Origin of the sequence: Amphibacillus sp. Q70 (genome assembly GCF_052055485.1) — a bacterium.
Classification (GTDB): Bacteria; Bacillota; Bacilli; order Bacillales; family Amphibacillaceae; genus Amphibacillus.
Window position 1 is genome coordinate 3,852,679 of record NZ_CP197171.1, and the last position, 24,593, is coordinate 3,877,271.

The 24,593-nt window shown below is 36.4% G+C and carries 17 protein-coding genes; 1 reads left to right on the forward strand and 16 read right to left on the reverse strand.

Going from position 1 to position 24,593, the window contains the following annotated elements; genetic code table 11:
• Window positions 1–21 precede the first annotated feature (21 nt).
• The 12 genes from ACS127_RS17565 to ACS127_RS17620 all read right to left on the reverse strand — a co-directional run bounded on the left by ACS127_RS17565 (window position 22) and on the right by ACS127_RS17620 (window position 15,300).
• Window positions 22–1,626 (reverse strand): FAD-dependent oxidoreductase, encoded by a 1,605-nt coding sequence (locus tag ACS127_RS17565; RefSeq protein WP_440896307.1) that lies wholly within the window; start codon window positions 1,624–1,626, stop codon window positions 22–24.
• 27 nt (window positions 1,627–1,653) lie between these two features.
• Complete coding sequence (locus tag ACS127_RS17570) at window positions 1,654–2,163, reverse strand: acyltransferase (protein WP_440896308.1); 510 nt, start codon at window positions 2,161–2,163, stop codon at window positions 1,654–1,656.
• The gene (gene ppaX, locus ACS127_RS17575) at window positions 2,164–2,805 is read right to left on the reverse strand and encodes a pyrophosphatase PpaX (RefSeq protein ID WP_440896309.1); all 642 of its coding nucleotides are present in this window, start codon (window positions 2,803–2,805) and stop codon (window positions 2,164–2,166) included.
• 364 nt (window positions 2,806–3,169) lie between these two features.
• A complete protein-coding gene (lgt, locus tag ACS127_RS17580) occupies window positions 3,170–3,997 on the reverse strand; it encodes a prolipoprotein diacylglyceryl transferase (RefSeq protein ID WP_440896310.1) in 828 nt (275 codons plus the stop codon).
• A gap of 18 nt (window positions 3,998–4,015) precedes the next feature.
• Entirely contained in the window at window positions 4,016–4,969 is a 954-nt protein-coding gene (gene hprK / locus ACS127_RS17585; RefSeq protein WP_440896311.1) for an HPr(Ser) kinase/phosphatase, read from the reverse strand.
• 137 nt (window positions 4,970–5,106) lie between these two features.
• A complete protein-coding gene (gene pabB, locus ACS127_RS17590; protein ID WP_440896312.1) occupies window positions 5,107–6,846 on the reverse strand; it encodes an aminodeoxychorismate synthase component I in 1,740 nt (579 codons plus the stop codon).
• Between the two features lie 246 nt (window positions 6,847–7,092).
• A complete protein-coding gene (locus ACS127_RS17595; RefSeq protein ID WP_440896313.1) occupies window positions 7,093–7,461 on the reverse strand; it encodes a thioesterase family protein in 369 nt (122 codons plus the stop codon).
• 582 nt (window positions 7,462–8,043) lie between these two features.
• Complete coding sequence (locus ACS127_RS17600; RefSeq protein WP_440896314.1) at window positions 8,044–8,406, reverse strand: phage holin family protein; 363 nt, start codon at window positions 8,404–8,406, stop codon at window positions 8,044–8,046.
• Window positions 8,403–8,606 (reverse strand): PspC domain-containing protein, encoded by a 204-nt coding sequence (locus tag ACS127_RS17605; RefSeq protein ID WP_440896315.1) that lies wholly within the window; start codon window positions 8,604–8,606, stop codon window positions 8,403–8,405. Before ACS127_RS17605 ends, ACS127_RS17600 begins: the two co-directional genes overlap by 4 nt.
• Window positions 8,607–8,622: 16 nt before the next feature.
• A complete protein-coding gene (gene uvrA, locus ACS127_RS17610) occupies window positions 8,623–11,490 on the reverse strand; it encodes an excinuclease ABC subunit UvrA (protein WP_440896316.1) in 2,868 nt (955 codons plus the stop codon).
• A gap of 5 nt (window positions 11,491–11,495) precedes the next feature.
• Window positions 11,496–13,478 (reverse strand): excinuclease ABC subunit UvrB, encoded by a 1,983-nt coding sequence (gene uvrB, locus ACS127_RS17615; RefSeq protein WP_440896317.1) that lies wholly within the window; start codon window positions 13,476–13,478, stop codon window positions 11,496–11,498.
• Window positions 13,479–13,713: 235 nt separating this feature from the next.
• A complete protein-coding gene (locus ACS127_RS17620) occupies window positions 13,714–15,300 on the reverse strand; it encodes a peptide chain release factor 3 (protein WP_440896318.1) in 1,587 nt (528 codons plus the stop codon).
• Between the two features lie 574 nt (window positions 15,301–15,874).
• On the opposite strand from ACS127_RS17620, the gene ACS127_RS17625 reads away from it, so the two are divergent.
• On the forward strand, window positions 15,875–19,063 hold the full coding sequence (locus ACS127_RS17625) for an SNF2 helicase associated domain-containing protein (protein ID WP_440896319.1): 3,189 nt from the start codon (window positions 15,875–15,877) through the stop codon (window positions 19,061–19,063).
• A gap of 394 nt (window positions 19,064–19,457) precedes the next feature.
• Here ACS127_RS17625 and ACS127_RS17630 read toward each other — a convergent pair whose 3' ends face one another.
• The 4 genes from ACS127_RS17630 to ACS127_RS17645 form a co-directional block, all read right to left on the reverse strand.
• Window positions 19,458–20,636, reverse strand: a complete 1,179-nt coding sequence (locus tag ACS127_RS17630) for a PDZ domain-containing protein (RefSeq protein ID WP_440896320.1) — start codon at window positions 20,634–20,636, stop codon at window positions 19,458–19,460.
• A gap of 171 nt (window positions 20,637–20,807) precedes the next feature.
• Window positions 20,808–21,095, reverse strand: a complete 288-nt coding sequence (locus ACS127_RS17635; protein WP_440896321.1) for an HTH domain-containing protein — start codon at window positions 21,093–21,095, stop codon at window positions 20,808–20,810.
• 342 nt (window positions 21,096–21,437) lie between these two features.
• On the reverse strand, window positions 21,438–22,913 hold the full coding sequence (locus ACS127_RS17640; protein WP_440896322.1) for a S41 family peptidase: 1,476 nt from the start codon (window positions 22,911–22,913) through the stop codon (window positions 21,438–21,440).
• A 205-nt stretch (window positions 22,914–23,118) separates the two neighbouring features.
• The gene (locus ACS127_RS17645; RefSeq protein WP_440896323.1) at window positions 23,119–24,516 is read right to left on the reverse strand and encodes a murein hydrolase activator EnvC family protein; all 1,398 of its coding nucleotides are present in this window, start codon (window positions 24,514–24,516) and stop codon (window positions 23,119–23,121) included.
• Window positions 24,517–24,593: the final 77 nt, after the last annotated feature.

Consider the following 24,593-nt stretch of genomic DNA (forward strand, 5'->3'; position numbering starts at 1 on the left):
TAACAATGACTTTCTTCACAGCTAATTGCTCTGATTCCTCAACCAAATCCTCATTTCCCTTTCAAAATAAGAGCGTTCTTCTTTCGTCCATGCTAATTGATCAGCTAACAAATTCAACACCCCATTTAATTGATTCCGTAGATTAATTTGATCATAACTTAATCTCGAGCGCCGAATAAAAAAATCTAGTGGTGTGTAGATTGCTGCATTTTCAATACAATATAATAACTCAGCACAGAGTAATCGATCAATTTGATAGCTACTCATATATGAATCACACTGTTTAAAATATGATAATAAATCTGCTGCTTGATCGCCATAGCCGTTCATTATATCCTTTAATTCATCATCTTCTATTGCCAAGGGAACCTCTATCTGTTCTAAATCCTCCACAGGAATTTGACTCCTTTTATTGATAGAAATAAGTTTGGTATCCGATTCAGAATAGAAAATGTTCAATTCTTTTTTAAACGTTTTAGCTATCGCATCAACAATTTTACTTGCATATAAACGATAGGAAACCATTGACGTTCCTAAAACTGAAATTAGGCCCGATTTTGAAATCAAAGCAAATTCTGCCAAATCGCTTTTAGGTTGATACTTTATTTCATAAGCAACACTCACACCTGAAAGATGATCAACTGTCAAGTCTTGATTTAAGATCAATCGATTAAACACAGCTAAAAGTTGTTTTAATTTATCTTCTGTAACGTTTTGATCAAAGGCAATCGGCTTTGTTACCTTTTCAGTAGACGTAATCATGATCTGATCTCTAAATGGAATAGCCGTTATAAATGCTCCACTTTTGCTATCGTTAATGGATAGTACATGTTCAATTGGGGGCGTTACTTCATTAATGAGAAATTGAGTTTTCTTATTTATAATTGATGAAAAATTAATTTTGGGAGCCGATGAATCTAATGTTATCATTTGCTCAATCGAATGACTTGTCGCATTAATAATGCGATGTGAATAAATCATCGTCACTTCACCCGTTATTTGATCCTCAGTTTCTACCCCTTTTATTTGATTATTTTCATCATAAATAAACCGAATGACTTTTAAATAATTCATCATTCTTGTTCCTAATTGGTTTGCTTTTTTTAAAAGCTCAATGGTCATTGCAGAGCGATCAATTAAACCATTGTCGTAAAGCACCCCACCTTCTAATTTAACAGGACTAAGCTGTGGTTCAAGGCTAAGTGTCTCTCTTTTTCTTAATAATTGCGATGCATTATAACCAGCTCTTCTTTTAAAGGGATAAAGTAAGCCCTTCTTAACCGTGGAAAAACCTGTAATATCAAGATCACCTTTATATTTGATGTGCAGACCATTTACCGGCTGATACAAGGCTGAAAAATTATCAACAATCACTTTTTTTTCGGTCTCTAATTGTTTCCACGTTTTATAATTATAGTTATCTTGTTCGGATATTAACATACTTTGGCGAGCAGAAGCACCAGAACCAAAATCATTCATCTCTAATAAAACAGTGTTGATTCCCCTTGTCACTGCATCTAATGCGATACTGGCTCCGGTTAGTCCTCCACCAATGATCAATAGATCATGCGTTTGACCTTGCAGTGAGCGTTTTGTTTCCTCACGATTTCGATTTGATAGTCCCATCTATTTGCCCCCTACACCCTGGTAAAATTAATCTGTTTTATTTTTTACCATTTCATCTGCTGTATGTACGACTCGCATCGGGTTGCCTGCAACAAAACTTCCAGCTTCTACATCTTTCGTAACAATCGTTCCAGCTGCAACAACCGCACCATCACCAATAGTTACACCTGGTAATATAGTCGAATTCGCACCAATCATCACTTGATGACCAATCTGGATATCTCCTAAACGATACTGATCGATTAAATATTCATGTGTTAAAATTGTCGTATTGTAACCAATCACTGAATCCTCACCAACTGATATTCGTTCTGGGAACATGAGATCAACCATAACCATTAAGGCAAATGCGGTTTTATCTCCAACTTTCATGCCGAGCAAATTTCGGTATAACCAGTTTTTCATTGGTAACCAAGGTGTATAGCGAGCAAGTTGGATGACAAGAAAATTTTTCATCACTTTTAAAAAAGGGACCGTTTTATACATTTGCCAAAGCGCATTTGATCCCTCAACTGGGAAACGCTCGGTTTTACGCATTTATTCCACCTCTAATATCGTTAATAAATCAGCTAGTTTCTCTAACATATAATCAGGTCTTAATGCTTCTAAACTTTCTCTCCCTTTAATTGACCAAGCTACACCTGCTGTCTTTGTTCCAGCATTTTGACCAGCCTCTACATCATGGTAATTATCACCAACCATTAGGGCATCGACTGGTGTTTCGTTTAAAGCCTCTAGTGCTTTAAAGATAGGTTCTGGATGTGGTTTAGCATGTTCAACCTCATTCAAGCCAATCACGACATCAAAATATGGCTCTAATCCAGTGATTTTCAGTCCTAATTTAGCTGTACCCGTTATTTTTGTTGTGACAATAGCCAGTCGATAACCTTTTTCATGCAACGTCTTTATCGTTTCGACGACAGTTGGATAAGGTTTAACATGGGTCTCATGATTAGCTAAGTTATGCTCTATATATGTATCCATCATTGCCTCGGCTTGTTCTGGATCTATTTTTTTCATCGATTCAATTAATGGTGGACCAATGAACGGTAGGATAGCTTCCTCTGAGTAAGTCTTACCCGTATGTTTTTCTATTGCATATATGAATGATGCGATAATTAATGGATTGGTATCAATCAATGTTCCATCTAAATCAAATAATAAAGTTTTTATTTTCAAATTTTCCTACCCCTTATCTGTGAAATGATATCTCTAACTATCTATTTTCTCTTTCTAACTTGCCGATTAATAAAAGCCCAAGCAGTAAAGAAAATATAAAGCTGATTTTACAAACAACCTGTTGATCCAGCTTAAAATACGTGTTCAAAAAGAGGATAAAAAGAACTGAGTAGTTCGCGTCAGCTTTGAGTACCGCGGCTTTCACAAATTGTGATGAGTTCTGTATGTCCACAAATGCCCTCGGTGAGACGAGTAACCACAGCCCCAAAACATGTCGATGGTTAGTCGAAGCTCTTCTATCCTCGATATGTCATTTTCACCAAACTTTTTGAACAACCTCTTGGAAAATTAGCAGGTTTGATTACTAAACTTTTTTGCCATTATACTTGACATCTACTAAATTATTTTTACGTCGATAAATGATCAAAATAACACCTGCAATAATTAAGACAATGGACATTAGTTGTGCCGTTCTTAACAAACCAAAAATATAAAGACTATCTGTTCGTAAGCCCTCGATAAAGAAACGACCAACTGAGTACCAGATGACATAATTAATAAAGACTTCGCCTCGAAGTGGATTCCGCTTTCTTAACCATAATAAACCTCCGAATACGAGTAAATTCCAAACGGATTCATATAAAAACGTTGGATGGTAAAGAACACCATCGATCACCATTTGGTTCTCAATAAAGTCAGGAAGAAAACGAATAAAATTCTCATAAACAGCATCTGACACTGGACCGCCATGTGCTTCCTGATTCATAAAATTACCCCAACGTCCAATAGCCTGTCCGATGATAAGACTTGGAGCAGCGATATCTGCTAGCTTCCAGAAGGAAACCTTTTTGCGATTGGCGAAGATAATAGCGGTGATCACTGCACCAATCAATGCACCATGAATGGCAATACCACCTTCCCAAACGGCAAATACACTCCACCACGGTCTGCCAATAAATCGCTCCCATTCAAAAATGACATAGTATAGTCGAGCACAAATAATGGCAATCGGTAATGCCCATAATAATAAATCACTAAAAATATCTTTGGGTAAGCCTAGACGTACTCCTTCTTTTGTTGCCAGCCATAAACCAATAATCACACCTGACACGATAATAATCGCATACCAATAGATTGTAATCGGACCAAGCTCAAGAAAAATTGGGTTTAGTGCTGTATTTAATGATGCCAAAATAATTCCCCCTCAATATTAATCGAATGTAATTCCATTCTCTATATTTGTTTTTTCTTGATCTATCATTTTCGTTAATCGAGTTGAGAACTCTTCGGCTGCGTTAACCCCTAATCGCTTAAGACGGAAATTCATAGCTGCAACTTCAATAATAACTGCTAAATTACGTCCTGGACGAACAGGTAAAGTCGTTTTAGGAACTTCTACATCGATGATTCGGATCAGCTCATCGTCCATTCCAATTCGATCGTATTGTTTTTTTTCATCCCAGATTTCTAAATTAATGACATAATCAATTTCTTTTTGTGATCGAACAGCACTTGCACCAAATAGGGTCATCACATTGATAATACCTAGACCTCTTATTTCAAGTAAATGTTCAATTAACTCGGGTGAAGTTCCGATTAAACGATCGTAGTCTTCTTGATGAATCTCAACACTATCATCTGCAACTAAACGATGTCCCCGTTTAACGAGTTCTAATGCTGTTTCACTCTTACCTACACCGCTTTGTCCTGTGATCAGTACACCTACTCCATGAATATCAACTAATACACCATGCATAGCAGTGAATGGAGCAAATTTTGCTTCTAAAAAGTTTGTCAAACGACTGACAACTCTTGTTGTTTTATAGGGTGAGCGAAGCAAAGGGACATTTTCTTTTTCACACTCATTAAACAATTCTTGCGGTGCATCTAATCCTCTTGTAATGACAATACATGGGGTCACATCTGTACATAGTCTTTTTGAACGGTCAATCCGCTCTTCTTCAGATAATTCATTAAAATAGGATATTTCCGTTTTTCCAAGGACTTGAATGCGTGTTTTCGGATAGTATCGGAAGTATCCTGTTAATTCGATACCAGGTCTAGAAATATCACTCATGATAAATTCTCGATCTAAACCTTTTTCACCTGTGATTAATTCTAATTTAAATTGTTTGATTAAATCCTTCGTTTGTACCTTAGTCATCAGGATTCCCTCCATCTATCTTAACTTTAGATATGTGCTTCTTTATTGTAGCATTTATTCTATCATAGCGCACGACTCCCGATCTAAAAATCCTCCTTTTTTAGTAAAGATAACTTGGAGGTTTTTATGTTTACAAATTATAATACCTCTTTTACCTTTACCCAACCTCGAACGGCATTGATTAACCAAATTTCATCTGCTCTATTTAAATCACCTTTCATTATAATTTGTTCTTTAATTTGATTTTGATTCAATAAATATTGGCGAAAAGTTCCAGCCAGTAATCCTGAATCAATCGGTGGAGTAAGATACTGATCACCGATCTTTAGAACTAGATTGCCAATTGTAAATTCTGTTAACTGATCGTTTTCATTCCACAATAATGTAGCAAAATTGTCTTGCTGATCAATACTTAATGTTTGATATTGATCTCGAACAGTTGTCTTGTGATATAAAAAGGGATCCTTAATGTCAACTGGTTTTTTAGCTATATAGGTCGTTACTGATTCCATTGACTCTGTTAATTTTGCTGAGTTCAATTCAATTTCACCATTTTTATCAAGCAGCAGGCGAACTTTATGATTACCAGTTAAATGGTTAGTAGCAAATTGCTCTAACTTTTGTTTAAGGACTTGAGCCTTATATGAATAAGCAAAATATTGCGCAGATTGCTCTATCCGTTCAAGGTGATATGCTAAATATGGATAGGTTCCTTTGGTTAACAACAATGACTCTAATAAAGAAAAATTACGCTTCCTTTTCGTTAAAAAAGCTGCTTTTGCTTGAACTTCAGCATACTCACTCTCCGTTTCAGATGCCGAAGTAATTCCTCCGCCCACTCCATATGTAGCTGAATCATTTTTTTGATCAATCACAACTGTACGAATAGGGACATTAAAAATCGCTTTCCGTTCCGGGGTAACATAGCCAATAGCACCACAATATACCTCTCTTGGGGTCGCTTCTAGCTGATCGATATACATCATTGTCCTTAATCTGGGGGCACCCGTAATGGAACCACAAGGAAATAACGCTTCAAACCAGTCGATCATCCGACTATTCTCCTTCAGGGTTGCAGTTACTGTTGATGTCATTTGGTGAACAGTTGGATAGGTTTCAACCGTTAATAATTTCGGTGTCTTAACACTTCCCGCAACAGCAATCTTCTTTAAGTCATTCTTTAATATATCAACAATCATCAAATTCTCTGTGCGTTCTTTTTCAGATTGAATTAAATGCTGTTGATGGGCAAGGTCTTCTGCTAAGGTTCTGCCTCGTTTCATAGTCCCTTTCATTGGCTTCGTCATAATTTGGTCCCGATCAACCTTAAAGAAAAGTTCAGGCGAAGCCGACAACACCTGAAAACGACCGATATCTAAATATGCACTGTAAGAAGCTTGTTGATTTTCAAGAAGTTGCTGATAAAAGGCAAGTGTATCACCACTAAATTGACTTGTTAAACGTGTCGTATAATTGACCTGACTGGTATCACCTTTCTGGATCGCATCCTTAATTGCTTGAATATTTGCTTGATAATCTTGATAGGTTGATATCGGCTGCCATGATGTTAGATTATAACTCGATTCGTCCCGATCATCTTTTACCTTCTCCGGCTGATCAAAGCTAGCAAACCAGATAAGTGGCATTTCCATTACTTTGCCTGTCTGATATTCAGCTACAAAGGCTTGGGCCGCTTCATACGATAAATAACCAGCCAGATATTTCCCATGACTAAGCTCCGTTTCAAGAGCTTGGAGAAGAGGCTTTACTTCATCAACAGAGTGAGTTGTAAAAATCTTATTTGGTTGAGTAAACTGGATTGATTCAGACGCCTGACTTTGCCCTTTAAAATCAAATCGTAATAAAACTTGTTTCATATTGCACCTCAATTTCTAGTTTAATGAGCGGTTAAAATATAGGTTAATGATTGGCATTTCAAAAAAGATTCTATATCAACACTTAAACTGAAGAGCATTATTCGACTGGCAATTGGAATAGAAACAAAATTCATACGTCCCCCCTATGATGTCAAATGAATAAATGCGAAATATGTCAATATAAGTTTCACTTTATCATTGAAATGTCTCATCTTGATTGAAGATGAGACATTTTCACTAAATAATTCAATGTTGTATGTTTTTCATGAATCTTTCACCAATAACAATGGCTCGTTTGTGTTCAGCAGCACCAATCAATAATTCACCATCATAAACATCAACTTGAAATGTCAAAATTCTTTTCTTTCGTTCCAAGAATCTAGCCTTTACTTGAACGGTTTTTCCGATTGCAGTAGGAGCAATGTGTTTTACTTGAATCTCGATTCCAACAGTAGTTTCTTCATTTGTTAAAAAAGATTTGGACTGTTCGTAGGCTGTATTTTCCATGAAGGCAATCATGGAAGGTGTAGATAATACTTCTAAACCACCTGAACCTACTTTTGAAGCAGCATGTTTTTCAGTAACTTGGAATTCTTTTATAAAAGTCTCAGTCACACGAATCAGTCCTTTTTATGAGTATAGCATACATTTATTCAATTATTCTGAATACAATTCAGTCAAATTATCCAATTATCATGCAATATCCTAATGATAAGTCATCATATATGGATAAGCTGTTTGTCATAAGAGTCGATACTTGAGTGACCCTGCTTTCAGCCACATAGTATTTCCATATTTAACTAGAGTGCCTTTTTCTATCTATTGGATTCCATATATATTGAGCGCATGAAAAAGGGCACTGTTGCACAAGGATGTATATGTTGTTCAATTGTATTTTTCTTTGCCAATATTAAAAATACGCTTGAAATATTCTATCCAAGTTTGGGCTTGCCATTGCAACTCGAAACACTGGATAAGATAGTCGCTATCCGACATTTCGACTTAAATTATCGATCGAAATACCAAATAGGCCCGCTCTATTCAAATTTTCTAGGAGGAAGTTAAAATTGTGAACAAGCTTCGACATTCACGCAAAAGGTTACCATACTATAGATTAGATTACACAAAATAACACTTGGCTGATCGTAGGAAAAAGGGCCGTCTCAAAAGTAACCTTTTGGACAGCCCGCACTCTTGTTATTTACTCGTTAGTATGGTGTCTTTGATAAGCTTATTAAGAAATAAATTGATAATCGAAATAACGATTGCGGCAATCACCGCTAAACCAAAGCTCTCGATTACAAAATCAGACCCGATCAAAGATTGGGTTAACATTAAGGTGATCGCATTAATGACAAAGAGAAACAATCCGAGTGAAACAACTGTGATCGGTAATGTTAATAAAACCAATATCGGTTTAACAATCACATTTAGGATCGACAAAATCAAACTTGCTAAAATAGCGACACCAAAAGTTTCCACATGGAAACCGGTAAAAATTTCAGCTACAACCAAAAGCGCCACTGCATTTAAGATTAATGAAAGTACCCAACGTGTCATCGGTCATACACATCGCTTTTAGGAATAATAATAGCTGCAATAATATAAAGTATCGTCAATGGAACACCAGCCGAAACAACCCAAAAAACAGCAAATGCTAAACGGACAATTGTTGGATCGATATTAAAATATTCAGCTAAGCCTGCTAATACCCCAGCCAACATCACGTTTTGGTTTGAACGATATAATCTTTTTGACATTTGTTATCCTCCTCTTTTAATTGATACCAACCTGGTCAACCCATTCTTCCATTCGCTTGCGATCGCGTTCTAAAATCGGCTTCAAATAGGAGCCTGTATAGGAGCCTTCTATTTCACTCACGGCTTCCGGAGTTCCTGTTGCTACGATTGTACCCCCACGATCGCCACCTTCTGGACCAAGATCAATAATATAATCAGCGGCTTTTATCACATCGAGATTATGTTCAATAACAACGACGGTGTTTCCACTTTCAACTAAGCGTTGAATAACCTGTAAGAGTCGTTCAATATCAGCCGCATGTAAACCTGTTGTCGGTTCATCTAAAATGTAAAGTGTTTTTCCGTTTGAACGACGATGCAATTCACTGGCTAATTTAACGCGCTGAGCTTCCCCGCCAGATAATGTGGTTGCTGGCTGCCCTAGTCGAATATAACCTAAACCCACATCATAGATGGTCTGCAATTTTCGTTGGATTTTCGGAATATTTTTGAAAAATTCCAGTGCTTCTTCAATTCTCATTGCTAAAATATCAGCAATGCTCTTACCCTTATATTTTACTTCAAGTGTTTCACGATTATAACGTTTACCCTGACAAACTTCACAAGGAACATAAACGTCTGGTAAAAAGTGCATTTCTATTCTAATTATACCATCGCCACGGCAGGCTTCACAACGACCGCCTTTCACATTAAAACTGAATCTGCCCTTTTTATAGCCCCTGACTTTCGCTTCATTTGTTTGAGCAAATACATCTCGAACATCATCAAATACACCCGTATATGTGGCTGGGTTAGACCGAGGTGTCCGACCAATCGGTGACTGATCAATATCAATCACCTTTTCTAAATGGTCGATCCCATTAATTCTTTTATATTTACCAGGTTTTTTCCGGGCTCGGTTTAAATTCATTGCTAAACTTTTAAGAACAATTTCGTTAATTAAACTACTTTTTCCTGAACCCGATACCCCAGTCACAGTTGTTAATACACCAACAGGAATCTTAACATCAATGTCTTTCAAATTATTTTCCTCAGCTCCGATCACTTCAATAAAACGATCATCCGGCTGACGACGTTCAGCTGGTAGTGGAATAAATTTATCACCTGATAAATATTGACCGGTTAAAGATTTTGAACTCCTCATCACTTGTTTGGGTGTTCCGCCAGCTACAACTTCACCCCCATGTTCACCTGCACCTGGCCCAATATCAATCAAATAATCAGCAGCTAGCATGGTATCCTCATCATGTTCAACAACAATTAATGTGTTCCCTAAATCACGCATTTTTTTCAAAGTGTTAATTAAGCGACTATTATCACGTTGATGTAGTCCAATTGAAGGTTCATCAAGAACATATAAAACCCCTGTTAATGCGGATCCAATTTGGGTCGCAAGTCGAATCCGTTGTGCTTCACCACCAGATAAAGTCCCAGCTGTTCGAGCAAGTGTTAAATAATCTAGCCCAACATTTTCCAAGAAACTTAATCGATTTTCTAATTCTTTTAAGATTAATCTGGCAATGTTCACTTCTTTTTCAGTTAAGGTTAGACTCAATAAAAATTCAATCGCTTTTGTGATCGACATCCGCGTGAATTCACCAATATGAATTCCATTCACTAAAACCGACCTTGCTTCTTCGTTTAAGCGGTAGCCATCACATGCTGGACAAGCTTTTTCAACCATATATTTTTCCATCTGATCACGTGTATAATCGGATGATGTTTCATGGTAGCGTCTGGCAATATTGTTAAGGACACCTTCGAATTGAATATCGGTTTCACGGGTGAGACCATAATCATTTTGATAGCTAAAGTGGATCATCTCATCACCACTACCCTGTAAAACTTTATCCAACTGTTCTTTCGGTAACTGATCAACAGGTGTATCCATATCAATCTTATAATGCTTACATACACTTGCCAATAATTGAGGATAGTATTGCGAACTAGTCGGCTGCCAAGCAAGGATAGCTCCTTCATTCAACGTTAATGTTGGATCAGGAATCACAAGTGCTTGATCAACCTCAAGTTTATGCCCTAAGCCATCACATTCTTTACAAGCACCATAGGGAGCATTAAAAGAAAACAGACGAGGTTCAAGCTCACTGATTGAAAAACCACAAATGGGACAAGCGTGGTGCTCGTTAAAATGAAGTTCTTCTTCACCCATCAAATCCACAATGGCTCGACCTTCACCTAGCTTTAAAGCAGCTTCTAGCGAGTCAGTCAATCGGGCGGTTACACCATCCTTAATAATAATTCGGTCAATCACGACATCAATTGAGTGTTTTTTATTTTTCTCTAATTTGATCTCATCGCTGATTTCCACCATCTCACCATCAACGCGGAGACGAATATAACCTTCTTTTTTTAACTTATCTAACAGTTTAACATGCTCACCTTTTCGCCCAGAAATAACCGGCGCAAGAATTTGTAATCTTGTTCGTTCAGGATATTCTAAAATACGATCAACCATTTGTTCAATCGTTTGTGAAGTAATTTCAATCCCATGATTTGGACATGTTGGATGCCCAATTCTAGCATATAATAAGCGTAAGTAATCATAAATCTCTGTCACCGTCGCCACTGTTGAGCGCGGATTATTACTTGTTGTTTTCTGATCGATTGAAATCGATGGTGATAAGCCAGCTATCGTATCAACATCCGGTTTATCCATTTGCCCTAAAAACTGTCGGGCATATGCTGAAAGTGACTCAACATAACGTCTTTGTCCCTCGGCATAAATGGTATCAAAAGCAAGTGATGATTTACCCGAGCCAGATAGGCCCGTCAGAACAACGAGTTTATCTTTTGGAATATCAACATCAATATTTTTTAAATTATGTGTGCGTGCCCCTTTGATAGAAATTTTTTTCTTGGTCACTTCGTTCACCCTTCCGCTTTCAATTCAAGTACAAGATCACGTAATTCAGCTGCTTTTTCAAAGTTTAATTCACGAGCAGCTTGTTTCATTTCTTGTTCCATTTTTTCAATAACCTTCGCACGTTCATCTTTCGTTAATTCAGTTAGTTTCGGATGTTCCTCTAGATATTCTGCTTGTTCATCTGCTACCATTGTTGCCCGAATCACATCACGTACTTCTTTTCTAATCGTTCTTGGAGTAATACCATGCTTTTTATTATAGGCTTCTTGAATTTCTCGTCGCCGTTCAGTCTCATCAATGGCCTGTTTCATCGAATCCGTCATTCGATCAGCATACATAATGACTTGTCCAGATTCATTCCTTGCCGCTCTTCCCATCGTTTGGATCAAGGAACGCTCTGAACGTAAAAAGCCTTCCTTATCCGCGTCTAAAATAACTACCAATGATACTTCTGGGAGATCCAACCCTTCACGTAAGAGGTTAATCCCAACCAAAACATCATATTTACCCACACGCAAATCACGAATCACTTCAATTCGTTCAAGTGTTTTGATTTCAGAGTGTAAATAAGCAACCTTCATCCCGATTTCTTTTAAATAATCGGTTAAATCTTCTGACATCTTTTTCGTTAAGGTCGTCACTAAGGTTCGTTCATTTTTCTTCACTCGTTGGTTAATTTCACTAATCAGGTCATCAATCTGACCATCAATTGGTCTAACATTCACTTTGGGATCCAGTAAGCCCGTTGGACGGATGATTTGTTCAGTCATCTTAGGTGTATGCTCCAATTCATATGGTCCCGGTGTGGCAGAGATAAACACAAGCTGATTCGCCTTTTCTTCAAATTCTTCAAAGGTTAACGGACGATTATCCAGGGCTGATGGTAATCTAAAACCATGATCAACAAGTACCTGCTTCCTTGCCCTGTCACCATTATACATGCCACGAATTTGGGGTAACGTCACATGTGATTCATCAATGACAATCATAAAATCATCAGGAAAATAATCAATTAGTGTATAAGGTGTTGAGCCCGCCTCACGTAATGTCAAGTGACGTGAATAATTCTCAATCCCTGAACAAAAGCCCATCTCTGCCATCATTTCTAAATCATAACGGGTACGCTGTTCAATTCGTTGAGCTTCAAGGAGCTTATCATTTTCCCGAAAATATTTGAGCTGCTCTTCTAACTCTGCTTCAATATTTTTCATCGCAATTTTTAATTTATCCTCACCGGTAACGAAGTGTGAAGCAGGGAAAATAGCGATGTGCTCTCGATCACCGATAATTTCACCTGTCAACGCATCCACTTCACGAATCCGATCGATTTCATCACCAAAAAACTCAACTCTGACACAATGTTCTTCTCTTGAGGCTGGGATAATTTCAATGGAGTCACCACGTACCCTAAAGGTCCCACGTTGAAAATCAATATCATTGCGCGCATATTGAATATCAACTAAATCTCGCAAAAGTTGATCACGATCTTTTTCCATATTTACTCGAAGAGAAAGCACTTGCTTTCGATATTCCTCCGGTGAACCTAAACCATATATACAAGACACACTCGCAACAATTAAAACATCTTCCCGTTCAAATAAGGATGATGTTGTGGAGTGCCGTAATTTATCAATTTCATCATTAATGCTCGCATCTTTTTCTATAAATGTATCTGTAGACGGAACATAGGCTTCAGGCTGATAATAGTCATAGTAACTGACGAAATACTCAACGGCATTGTTTGGAAAAAACTCCTTGAATTCACTATAAAGTTGACCGGCAAGTGTTTTATTGTGTGCAATCACTAAAGTCGGTTTTTTCACTTCATGTACGACATTAGATACCGTAAACGTCTTTCCTGTCCCAGTTGCTCCAAGCAAGGTCTGTGCCTTTTTATTATCTTTAACACCTTTGACAAGCTCTTTAATAGCTTTTGGCTGGTCCCCTTCCGGCTTATAGTCTGAAACGAGTTCAAATGCTTGTTCCATCATTAACGCCTCCATTCTACTTATCATTTACCTTACCATGTATTTGCTAAACCTATTATACTGGAAATCGAACAAAAAAGCGAACGAACATTCGACTTAAAAGTAAAAAAATTCACATTCCTTTATTTTTTCTGAATGCGGTTATTTTTTCTAGCCTTTAATCCAAGCCAAGCGATCCTTTATTAAAGTTTAAATATTTTAGAAAAAACTTGAGGAATGCTCCTCAAGTTTTATATTAGTAAGATTGGTTATATTGATTCACCTCAAATAAATCAATTAATTTTATCTCTTTATGCTTATCTTTAAACCAATTTAACGCAAAATCACTTTTAAATAAAACTAAAAAGTTTCCTTCTCGATCCTTGACTAACATATTGCGCTCATCAAATAAACTTGGATCAACTTTTACCTGATCAAGCCAACGCGGAATCCGTTCTCCTATTGACTCAAAGCTGACTTCTACATTATACTCGTGTTTCATACGATGTTCAAATACTTGATACTGGAGCTCACCGACTGCACCAATAATAGCAGATTCAAATGGATAGCTGGTAAATAATTGGATCGCTCCTTCTTGAACCAATTGTTCTAAACCTTTTTTAAATTGCTTCGATTTCATTACATTTTTTACTGTGACTCGCTTAAATAATTCTGGTGGAAATTGTGGCAGTTCATCATACTGAAACTGACTTTTTCCAGCGATTAATGTATCACCAATTCGATAATAACCCGGATCGTAAATACCGATAATATCACCAGAATAGGCTTCTTCTACTGTATCTCTTGAGGATGCAAGGAATTGTTGTGTTTGGGTGAGTTTAATGGTCTTATCTGTTCGAGCCAGTTTTACCGCCATTCCTCTCTCAAATCGCCCTGAACAAACACGTAAAAAAGCAACTCGATCACGATGAGCTGGATTCATATTTGCTTGAATTTTAAAAATAAAGCCGGAAAATTGTTCATGATCTGGCTGAATCAATCCTTCGGTTGTTTTTCTCGGTTTTGGACTTGGTGCCATCTCAATAAAAGTATTAAAAAAAGTTTCTACCCCAAATGGAGCGAGTGCACTGCCAAAAAATACAGGTGTTTGCTCACCTTGCAAGACCTTGTCTAATGAAAATGGATCACCAGCTTCGTCAAGTAAAGCAAGCTCCTCTTCTGTTTCAATATAAGTCGGTTGCTCAGTTAATTCAGGGGATTTGCCAGCAACTAAATCCTGATATGGGATCATCATTTCTTCCTCATTGCCACCAAATTTTACAAATTGCTCATGATAACGATCAAAGATACCTAAGAATCGCTTTCCCATTCCTGCAGGCCAATTGATCGGATACGTTTCAATTTCCAATACTTCTTCTATTTGCTCTAATAGTTCAAATGGATCTCGCCCTTCTCGATCCAACTTATTTATAAAAGTAAAAATAGGGATACCCCGCATTTTACACACTTTAAACAGTTTGATTGTTTGCGCTTCAATCCCTTTCGTTGCATCAATAATCATGATAACGCTATCCACTGCTGTTAGCGTTCGATAGGTATCTTCACTAAAATCCTCGTGTCCCGGTGTATCTAGAATATTAACATTGTAACCTTGATATAAAAAATTCATTACACTGGATGTAACTGAAATCCCCCGTTGCTTTTCAATTTCCATCCAATCTGATGTCGCAAACTTTCCTGATTTCTTACCTTTTACAGTACCGGCAGATCGAATCTGATTACCTAACCATAACAATTTTTCTGTCAGGGTTGTTTTCCCGGCATCTGGGTGTGAAATAATTGCAAATGTCTTTCGTTTGTTAACTTCTTCTTTTAATGTCATTTGATAACCTTCTATAACTTTTATTTTAATATCGTTATTGAAAGTAGCACATTTAGCTTTAGTCTGTCAATTATTAATTGCGGATCAATAATCAATCATTTTTCATTAAAATTTGTTATAATAATTGGATAGGTTTTTTGTTAGTTAAATACAAATACCTTCTCATTTAAAAATAACATTAATAATTATAAATTGAGGTAACAGCTCATAAAGGCTTAATCTATATGGTTTGAACGGATAAGTCATTTCAAATGAAACTTACATGAGTGGCTTCACTACTTTTATATCAAGTCATCAATCGCACAAAGGAAAGCTGTGAAACATCATTTTGTTAGAAAAAAATCAGCTTATCTTCGGTAGGGTAAATAAGCATAAGACTAAGTGGTTTTCTTGTCTTGAGTCCCAATCTTTTAGCACGAAAATCCTAGTTTTACTAAGATGATGACCACCGATAAAGCTTTATTCTTTCCAACTATGTAGAAATAGGTGTATTGCTTATTTTGAGCAAAGTTCCAAACAGCAAAAGTCAACTCACGGATTGAAGTTTCACTTTATCATAAACAAGGAGCAGATCATGTCACCATTTTATTTAGAAACAGAAGATATCTTAAACATTACTGGTCAGCGCTTTTATCGACGTGGTGTCGATTTGTATAACAAAGGGCGAGTCATTAAATTAAGCTATAATCAAGTCATCAACTCATGGAGTGCAACCGTTAAAGGAGGTAGTCAGTATCAGGTAAGAATTTTTTTCTTTGACGATGATGATTTAGAAGCTAAATGCGACTGTCCTGCCTACCGTACACATTTTACTTGTAAACATATTGCTGCCGTTCTTTTAGCTATTAGTAAACATCACTTACAAAAGGAAATATTAACAGAGCAAACATCCACTAATCTCACAGACCCTTTCCCGTTGAGAATGATTGAGATGTTTGAAGCTGAACAAACAGACTTAGCAGCAAAAGAAAAAAAGCTTAAATTCAATTATCAGCTACTAGAAAAACGCCATAATTATAATCAAGATTCAATTTATAAAATCAGTCTAAAAATCGGTGAAAATCAGCTTTTTATCGTTAAAGATTTACCGGCATTCATTAAAGCTATCGATCTTAACCAAACCTATAAAATCACTGAAACATTTTCATATAAACCGAAAGAGCATCTCATCGGTGCAACAGATTTAGAGCTATTAACTTTAATCAAACAAGCTGTTACCCAGACTGAGCTTTATTCAATCGATTTTTTGGCGAGTGATAAACGTGAGATCACTCTACCACCATTTATGATCCAGACATTTTTCGATAAAATTAAAACCCAGTCATTTCAACTGATTAAAGAAAATAATGAAACGACAACTGAATTGAATCTTCACAAACAGTTGCCAAACATCACGTTTCCAATCGAAGTTAATAAAGATCAGAGCTTTACTATCAATTTTAAAGATTTATTTACTTATCACTTTTCAAGCTATTATCAATACTTAAATCGTGATAATGATTTTTATTTTTTATCTACTGAACAAAAAAATACCTTAGCTCAAATTTATGCAATCTTACCCTATCGGCAAAAAAATCTTTATCAAATTAGTAAAAATAAAATGAGCTATTTTATTGGTTATGTGTTGCCAAAATTAAAATCAATCGGAGAAGTGGCGTTTAGTCAGGAAGCTGAACATACGATTGAAAAAGTTCCGCTTGAAATAAAACTTTACCTCGAAACACAGAAAGAAGCGTTAAGCCTTGCTGTGATCTTCCAATATGGGAAGAAAAAAGTTTATCCTCATCAAACAACAAATGATGACGAACAGGTTCTGATTAGAGATTTTCAAGCTGAACAGTTAATGCTTAATAAACTAAAAGATAGTGGTTTTCGATATTTAAATCAAAGTTACTGGCTCTTTAATGAAGAAAGAATATATAACTTTATTTATCATCTTTTGCCTGAACTAGAAAAAGAAGCAACGATTTATTTAACGGATCAAGTTAAAGCGTTAAAAACTGACAAACCTTATCAGCTCCAAACAAATATTGAAGTCAATGCATTTACTGGCATGTTGGATGTTCATTTCAACATGGATGGCATCTCCGAACAAGATATTCAAGAAGTGTTGCAGGCACTAATTGAAAAAAAATCCTATCACCGCTTAACAGATGGTGGCTTGATCGAACTAAAAGACCAGTCCTTTCAGAATTTTCAAGCCCTAGCTGATCAGCTCCATTTGAAAAAACGTGATTTGGAACAAGCCAGTCTTGAACTAAGTCCAGCAAGAAGTATTCAAATTGACCATGCTTTAACCGAGAAACAAACACGTTATTCAGAAACATTTAAACAATTATTGGAAACTTTAAATACACCACAAACTGTTGACTATCAAATCCCTGACACATTAAATGCTAGTTTAAGGGATTATCAAGTCATAGGTTTTCAATGGTTTAAATCACTTGCCCGTTATCAGCTCGGTGGGATTTTAGCTGACGAGATGGGACTTGGTAAAACCATTCAAGCAATTAGTTTTATTTTAAGTGAGAAAGACATAGAGCAGAAATGGCCAACATTGATTATTGCCCCAGCATCATTGATTTATAATTGGAAAAAAGAATTTGAGAAATTCGCACCTACGCTTAATGTAGATGTCATTGTCGGAACAAAGGTAGAGCGAAAAGCCAAAATTAACACAACTCAAAAGTCAGATGTTTGGATTACTTCATATCCTCTCATCAGACAAGATATTGATTTATATAAAAGTATTCATTTTGATGTCATGATATTAGATGAAGCGCAAGCGATAAAGAATCATCTAACTCAAACAGCTAAAGCAACTCGTCAAATCCATGCAAAACAGCATTTTGCTTTAAGTGGGACACCGATTGAAAATCGCTTGGAAGAACTTTGGTCCATTTTTCAAACCCTATCACCTGGTTTTCTTGGTTCTAAAAAGCAGTTTATCCAATATCAAAATGATTATATTAAGCAGATCACCAAACCTTTTATTTTAAGACGTTTGAAAACAGATGTTTTACCTGACTTACCAGATAAAATTGAATTTGAACAATACAGTGATTTAACCAAAGAACAAAAGCAAGTCTATCTTGCCTATCTGGAACGAATGCAACAACAGCTCAATACCGTCATTGAAGCCGATCAATTTGAACAAGAAAAATTAGAGATTTTAACTGCTTTGACACGGTTACGACAAATTTGTTGTCACCCACGTTTGTTTTTAGAAAATTATCAAGAGGGCTCTGGTAAGCTAGAGCTTTTAATGACCATTATTGAACAATTACGAGTTGATAATCGTCGGATCTTAATTTTCTCGCAATTTTCCAGTATGTTGAAAATTATTCAAGAAGAATTAGAAAAACAAAACTATCAAGCCTTTTATTTAGATGGTCAAACACCAATAAAAAACAGAGTTGACATGGCAGACGCCTTTAATAATGGTGAACGTGAAATATTTATCATCTCTTTAAAAGCGGGTGGAACTGGTTTGAATTTGACCGGTGCTGACACCGTCATCTTATTTGACCTCTGGTGGAATCCAGCTGTTGAAGAACAAGCTGCTGGACGTGCCCACCGAATTGGCCAAACCAAAAAAGTCGAAGTGATCCGATTGATTACAGAAGGAACAATTGAAGAGAAAATCTTTCAACTCCAAGAGAAAAAACGCAAGCTAGTTGATGAAATTATTCAACCAGGGGAAACATTGCTATCTTCGTTAAATAAAGATGAAATAAAAGACTTACTTTCCTTTGAAAGATAAAACGAAACATCAATCAATGGGAGTTAGACCTACAGGATGTAGGTCATGCATATGGTTCCGGTGGGACGAGTAAAGATTTGCGGTTACTCGCCCCATCGAAACCCGTTGTTGCCCCGAGTTTTATGGACGGTTATCTGTGATAAAAAAGAGTGATTATTTCCTAGGAAATAATCACTCTTTTTGTACTTTAGGAGGATAAGTTTTTCTCAATGATATCATGATAAAATGAAAAAAATCTCATTTAAACTCTGCTAATCATTCATGAATCACCTGTCATATCTGTTCACTTATTATTTCTTAACTCAATTGACTTCTCTTTTTCCTTCGTACATTGTAGATCTGAAATTAATCCTATCACTGATGTTGCCACCAAATCTACCACATCCGTGATTAATTATTCTGCCATCCGTTCTTGATGATTTTCAACAAAAATGACACCTAACTCATGATGCTCCCCTTCATAAAACGCACGTTGAGTGAAACGCACTTCCCCTCTTTCATCAACAACGTCTAATTTACAAAAGGCGCGATTAATCTGGAGGGCATGGTAAAATTCAGTTGGATTAGACACAGCTTGACCATTCACTTTTACTATCGTATCACCTACCATTAGCCCCAGGTCAACTGCTGGTGTACCTGGTAGAACAGCTAATATCTTCAAACCTGTTGTTAGCGGACTAAATATAGGCGGCTGATTTTGATCTTTAGTTTTCATTTGATAGGCTAACCATTCACGACCGATTATAGCAACTAGAATACAGACTAGTGAAAAAATTTTAATATAATAACTCATTAGCGACAGCGCAATAACTAAGAAACCTAGCAATAAAGGAAATTCACTATAACGTTTAGCTACTTTAGTTGGAATTCCGCTCCTAACTGTAAAATCAAACCCAATTATCACAGGGAAAATAATTAACCCAAACGGCATCTCATTCCATTCAATAACGGGCCACCAATCTGAAACAATACTTAATGAACCTATTGGCCAGAACATGATCAATGGAACGAGCGTTAATTTTTTTAATCGATGTTGACCAGCTGTTTTCCCTCTTGAACTCGTAATTAATTCTGGAAACGTTTGATCACGTGCAACAGAACTGATCATTAGACCCTCAATGATCAAAAAAGCCCCCATCAATGTTGTGAATATAACCCAATCCATTTGGGTTAATTCAGCTCGTAATAATGGTGGTAACATGTCACGATAATAGGGGAAGAATAATAACACAATGGTTGTGAAACCAAATGTATAAGCACTTGATAACCAAGTAAATTTTTTATTTAAAGTGAATAAAATGGTGAATAAAATAACCCCTAATAAAAGAATAGGATGTAAACCTACTCCTAACACCATCATAACAATAGAAATGAGTAGCCCAAAAAGAATTCCTCTTAAGCGTTGACCATACAGCTCATCAAATATAGGGTAAATTTTTCTGCCAAAATCATTTCGCTCACGTTTTATTCGAGCAAGTGAAGCCAAAATAGTAATGATGATAAACCAATATAATAAAGGATTTAATAATAGTCGGATGATTGCTTTTCCGATTTCTAATAACCAAGACTCCATGTTGACAACCTCCACCTTCACACAATCCACAATGTCTACTACACCCATTCAATTCGGCATAATTAGCCATTTTTCCTGCTAAAATAACTTATTAATTCAACTATACCATATGTCAGAGCTCAAGACTTTATCTTTTTAAAAAATAACTCTAGTAAATTTCTGTATTGTTAGTTAGTCAATTTCAGTAGCTAAACTATAGGTTGGATTGGTTTCAATCAGATCGGGGTCCATTAGAAGAAAGTGATCAAAAGAAATTGAAACTTCTTTTGGAGAAAAGACCTCTCCTTTCTCAATTACAACTTCATTTTGCTCCAACGCATGAAGAAAGCTATTCATTTTCTTTAAGTCATTGTAAATCGTTCTGTTTGACACATTACATAACTTAGCTAACTCTGATATAGGGTATCTTTTCTTAGTTTTGCAAACTAAGGAAAACAAGGTTGAAAGTCGACTATTCATTTAATTGTCCTCCTTACTGTTACTATAGCTTCAAAAGTAAACGCACACAAAACAAACTTACTTCATTAACTATGAAACAAATTGTCTATGACGATCAAAAAATTCCCACATATAACATGAGGGGCTTTTAAACACAGCGAAAAAATTTAAAACCATACCTTAACTTTCTAGACTCGCTCAACATCATTTAAAACAAAAAAATCGTCAAGCATCTCCACCTTTGAGAACTATCCTTTCTCAAAGTAGATACTTGACGACTTTTTATACTGTAGTTGCTCATCCCTTTTACTTATTTCAATATGGGTTTTTCCCATATATTAAATAAATCGAAACATAAGCAATCTATTCAAACAAGCTTTCCAGTGCTTTTTCTTTTTGCAAATCATCTTGATTATTTCTAATTTGTTCAATAATATCTGTTAGTAACAGATCTGCTGTTTCTTGATTTAATTCTCCAGTCACTGCTAAATCCTGATCTGTTTGGTAATTCGTAATCGCCTGTTCTGTCTGTTCACTAAAGTAACCATCTTCTCGGTCAACCTCGTATCCGAGTCCATCCAACATTACTTGAGCAAGGGCAATATTAGTATCACTATCATCATATGCTAATGTATCATCAAGTTGGATCGGGGCGATATAATAATAATCGGGTTGATCTACCTCAATGGTTGGCTCGACCCCTACTTCATGAATCGAATTTCCTTCTGGTGACAACCATTTTAAAATCGTGATTTTCAATGAGCTGCCATCACCCATTGGAACTGTCTGTTGAACTGTGCCTTTACCAAAACTATTTCGACCAATAATTTCAGCATCAATCGCTTCATATAGAGCTATTGCTAAGATTTCAGAGGCTGAAGCACTTCCTTCATCAATTAAAATACTGATTGGATAATCTTTTGCTTCTTCCAAATCTGAGTAAAAACGCTGTTTATTATCCTCGTTATCTGCAATTTGCATATAAGGCTGATCACTTGTAATAAATAGTTTTAGTATATCCTCTGTCACATCTAATAAACCACCAGGGTTACCACGAACATCAATGACTAAGCCATCCATTCCTTGATTTTCTAAATCCTCTAATTCTTCTTGAAAACGGTCAGCTGTTTGTTCAGCAAAAGAAGTTAACTGAATCACGCCTGCTTGCTGGTCTCCAACTTCAACCATGTCGGCATAAACGGTCTCAAGCGGAATCGTGTCACGAACTAAGGTAAACTCAATTGAATCAGACACGCCAGGACGTTGAATTTCAACAACAACTTCTGAACCTTTTTCACCTCTGATTTTTGCAACAGCTTCTAATAAATCCAATCCTTCAACACTTTCACCATCAACAGCTAAAACCTGATCATTTGGTCTTAGACCTGCCTTTTCAGCTGGTGAATCCTTGATCGGTGCTATAATGGTTACTTTTTCATCAACCATACTGACTTCAGCACCAATCCCCTCAAAAGAGGATTCAATTTGTTCATTAAATTGCTCCATCGTTTCCTGATCCATATATTCACTGTATGGATCATTTAATGAGCTGAGCATACCTCGAACAGCGCCCTCAACTAATTCTTCTTCCGATATTTCATCAATATAATTATTTTGAATAAGAGTATAAGCTTGAGCTACCTTTGGCAAAGAAATAGAATCCGTTAAATCGGTAAGCATCTCTTCATACTCTTCTTCGGTAATCGTTTGAGCTGACCCATTTATTAATTCTTCTTGATCCTGAAATAGTGGAAACTCAATAATAAAATATGTACCAAGTCCACCAATAACAAAGGTTAATCCTAACAAAAGAGCAAGCATACTTTTCTTCACATGCACATTATTCACCCCAGTAAAAAGTCTTGTTTGTATAGTGTAACACAAAGTGATATTTCAATCACCGACGATATTATTTACCGACTTTAGCTTTACAATTCCTAAATAATGGTTTTAAACTATGAGACAATAGAAAAACATTCAGAAAAAGCATCGCAACATTTCGTGCGATGCTTATATATAGTATATTACATTTACTTTATATATATTATTGTAAAAAGTTTCTTGGGTTTTGGGGATTGCCCCAACCACCAATATGAACTTCAAAATGCAAATGTTGTCCTGTTGAACCGCCCGTATTACCCATCATCGCAATTTTTTGTCCTCTTGATACAGTATCCCCAGGACTAACTGAGATAGAACCAGATCGAAGGTGTGCATAAAATGTGGTGATTTGCTGACCATTGATATAATGAGTAATCATAATCGCATCACCATAGCCTCTCATACTAGGACCACCTTCAGTGTACGTGCCTTGTACAACTCCAGCTTCTGCAGCGTAAATTTCCTGGTTTCCAGCTTCTGCAATATCAATACCGTTATGTGGTTTCACTTCTCCGGTTATTGGATGAACTCGACTAGGATTAAACTCAGATGTTACCCGCCTTGTAGAAGCTGGCCAAAATAATGTTGCCCCACTATCTACAACTTGTTCAGAAGTATCATCTTGCTTCTTATCCTCTTGTGTTAGCTGTGCTAAACGCTCTTCTTCTTCAGCAAGCTTGATCGCCTTTTCTAAGGCTACAGCTTCAGTTCTTTTAATTTCTTGTTGATCAGCTAAAGTTATCGTATATTCTTCAAGATCCGCATGTTCTTCTTCCAACTCATCCGCAGCAGCAACTTGTGTGTCTCGCTGTTGATTTAATTGGTCTTGTAAAGTTGATAACTCCTGTTGCTGTGCGACTAAAGTCGAACGTTGATTTTCTAATTCTGCTTTTTGATCATCTAATTTAGTTTTGTCAGCAACAAGCTGCTCTTTCTTCTCTTCAACGGTCACACGTTTATCTTCAAGATCTGCTTGATCTTGTTGTTGAGCTTCCATAATCGTTCGATCAGAATCAAAAATTTTCGTTACGGCCGTCGCTCGATTAACGAAATCACTAAAGCTTTGGGCACCAAATAGAACCTGTAAGTAGTTAATATTACCACCATTATGTTGAATTGAACGTAAACGATTCTTTATTAAAACATCCCGTTCCTCAATTCGATCGATTAACTCTTCAATTTCATCAGCTAAAGTATCAAGTTCCTCTTCCGTATCGTTAATTTGAGTCTCTGTTTCAGTGATTGAGCCTTCTAGAGTTGAAATCTCTGTATTAGTTATATCTATTTCATTCTGTTTTTCTTCCAGATTCGTTTCAGTCACTTCAAGATCACCATCAATTTCTGAGATCTTTTCAGTTACCTCAGCCTGGCGTCTTTCATTTTCTGCTATTTGTGCTTGTGCATCACTAGCCTCATTATCAATACCTGATCGTTCATTTTCTAGTTCTTCTAATTCTTTCTCCAGCTCAGCAATACTCTGTGCTGAAACAGAACCTACCCCTGGACCAACAATACCGAGAGACAATGTGACGATAAGTATGTAAGCAAAAAAACGTTTCATCATTAAAATCCTCCATTTCAGCAAAGTTTTATTTCAATAGATTTTTTTATGTAATGTAGTAAGTCTCTTAGACTAAG

What these genes read in the sequence shown, in the direction of transcription:
- ACS127_RS17565 (WP_440896307.1), bottom strand. Translation starts at nt 1,626, where the DNA reads ATGGGACTATCAAATCGAAATCGTGAGGAAACAAAACGCTCACTGCAA.
- ACS127_RS17620 (WP_440896318.1), bottom strand. Translation starts at nt 15,300, where the DNA reads ATGACATTAAAAGAAGAAGTTAACAAACGAAAGACATTTGCAATTATT.
- pabB (WP_440896312.1), bottom strand. Translation starts at nt 6,846, where the DNA reads ATGAAACAAGTTTTATTACGATTTGATTTTAAAGGGCAAAGTCAGGCG.
- ACS127_RS17645 (WP_440896323.1), bottom strand. Translation starts at nt 24,516, where the DNA reads ATGAAACGTTTTTTTGCTTACATACTTATCGTCACATTGTCTCTCGGT.
- ACS127_RS17600 (WP_440896314.1), bottom strand. Translation starts at nt 8,406, where the DNA reads ATGACACGTTGGGTACTTTCATTAATCTTAAATGCAGTGGCGCTTTTG.
- ACS127_RS17625 (WP_440896319.1), top strand. Translation starts at nt 15,875, where the DNA reads ATGTCACCATTTTATTTAGAAACAGAAGATATCTTAAACATTACTGGT.
- hprK (WP_440896311.1), bottom strand. Translation starts at nt 4,969, where the DNA reads ATGACTAAGGTACAAACGAAGGATTTAATCAAACAATTTAAATTAGAA.
- ACS127_RS17635 (WP_440896321.1), bottom strand. Translation starts at nt 21,095, where the DNA reads ATGAATAGTCGACTTTCAACCTTGTTTTCCTTAGTTTGCAAAACTAAG.
- uvrB (WP_440896317.1), bottom strand. Translation starts at nt 13,478, where the DNA reads ATGGAACAAGCATTTGAACTCGTTTCAGACTATAAGCCGGAAGGGGAC.
- ACS127_RS17630 (WP_440896320.1), bottom strand. Translation starts at nt 20,636, where the DNA reads ATGGAGTCTTGGTTATTAGAAATCGGAAAAGCAATCATCCGACTATTA.
- ACS127_RS17570 (WP_440896308.1), bottom strand. Translation starts at nt 2,163, where the DNA reads ATGCGTAAAACCGAGCGTTTCCCAGTTGAGGGATCAAATGCGCTTTGG.
- ACS127_RS17605 (WP_440896315.1), bottom strand. Translation starts at nt 8,606, where the DNA reads ATGTCAAAAAGATTATATCGTTCAAACCAAAACGTGATGTTGGCTGGG.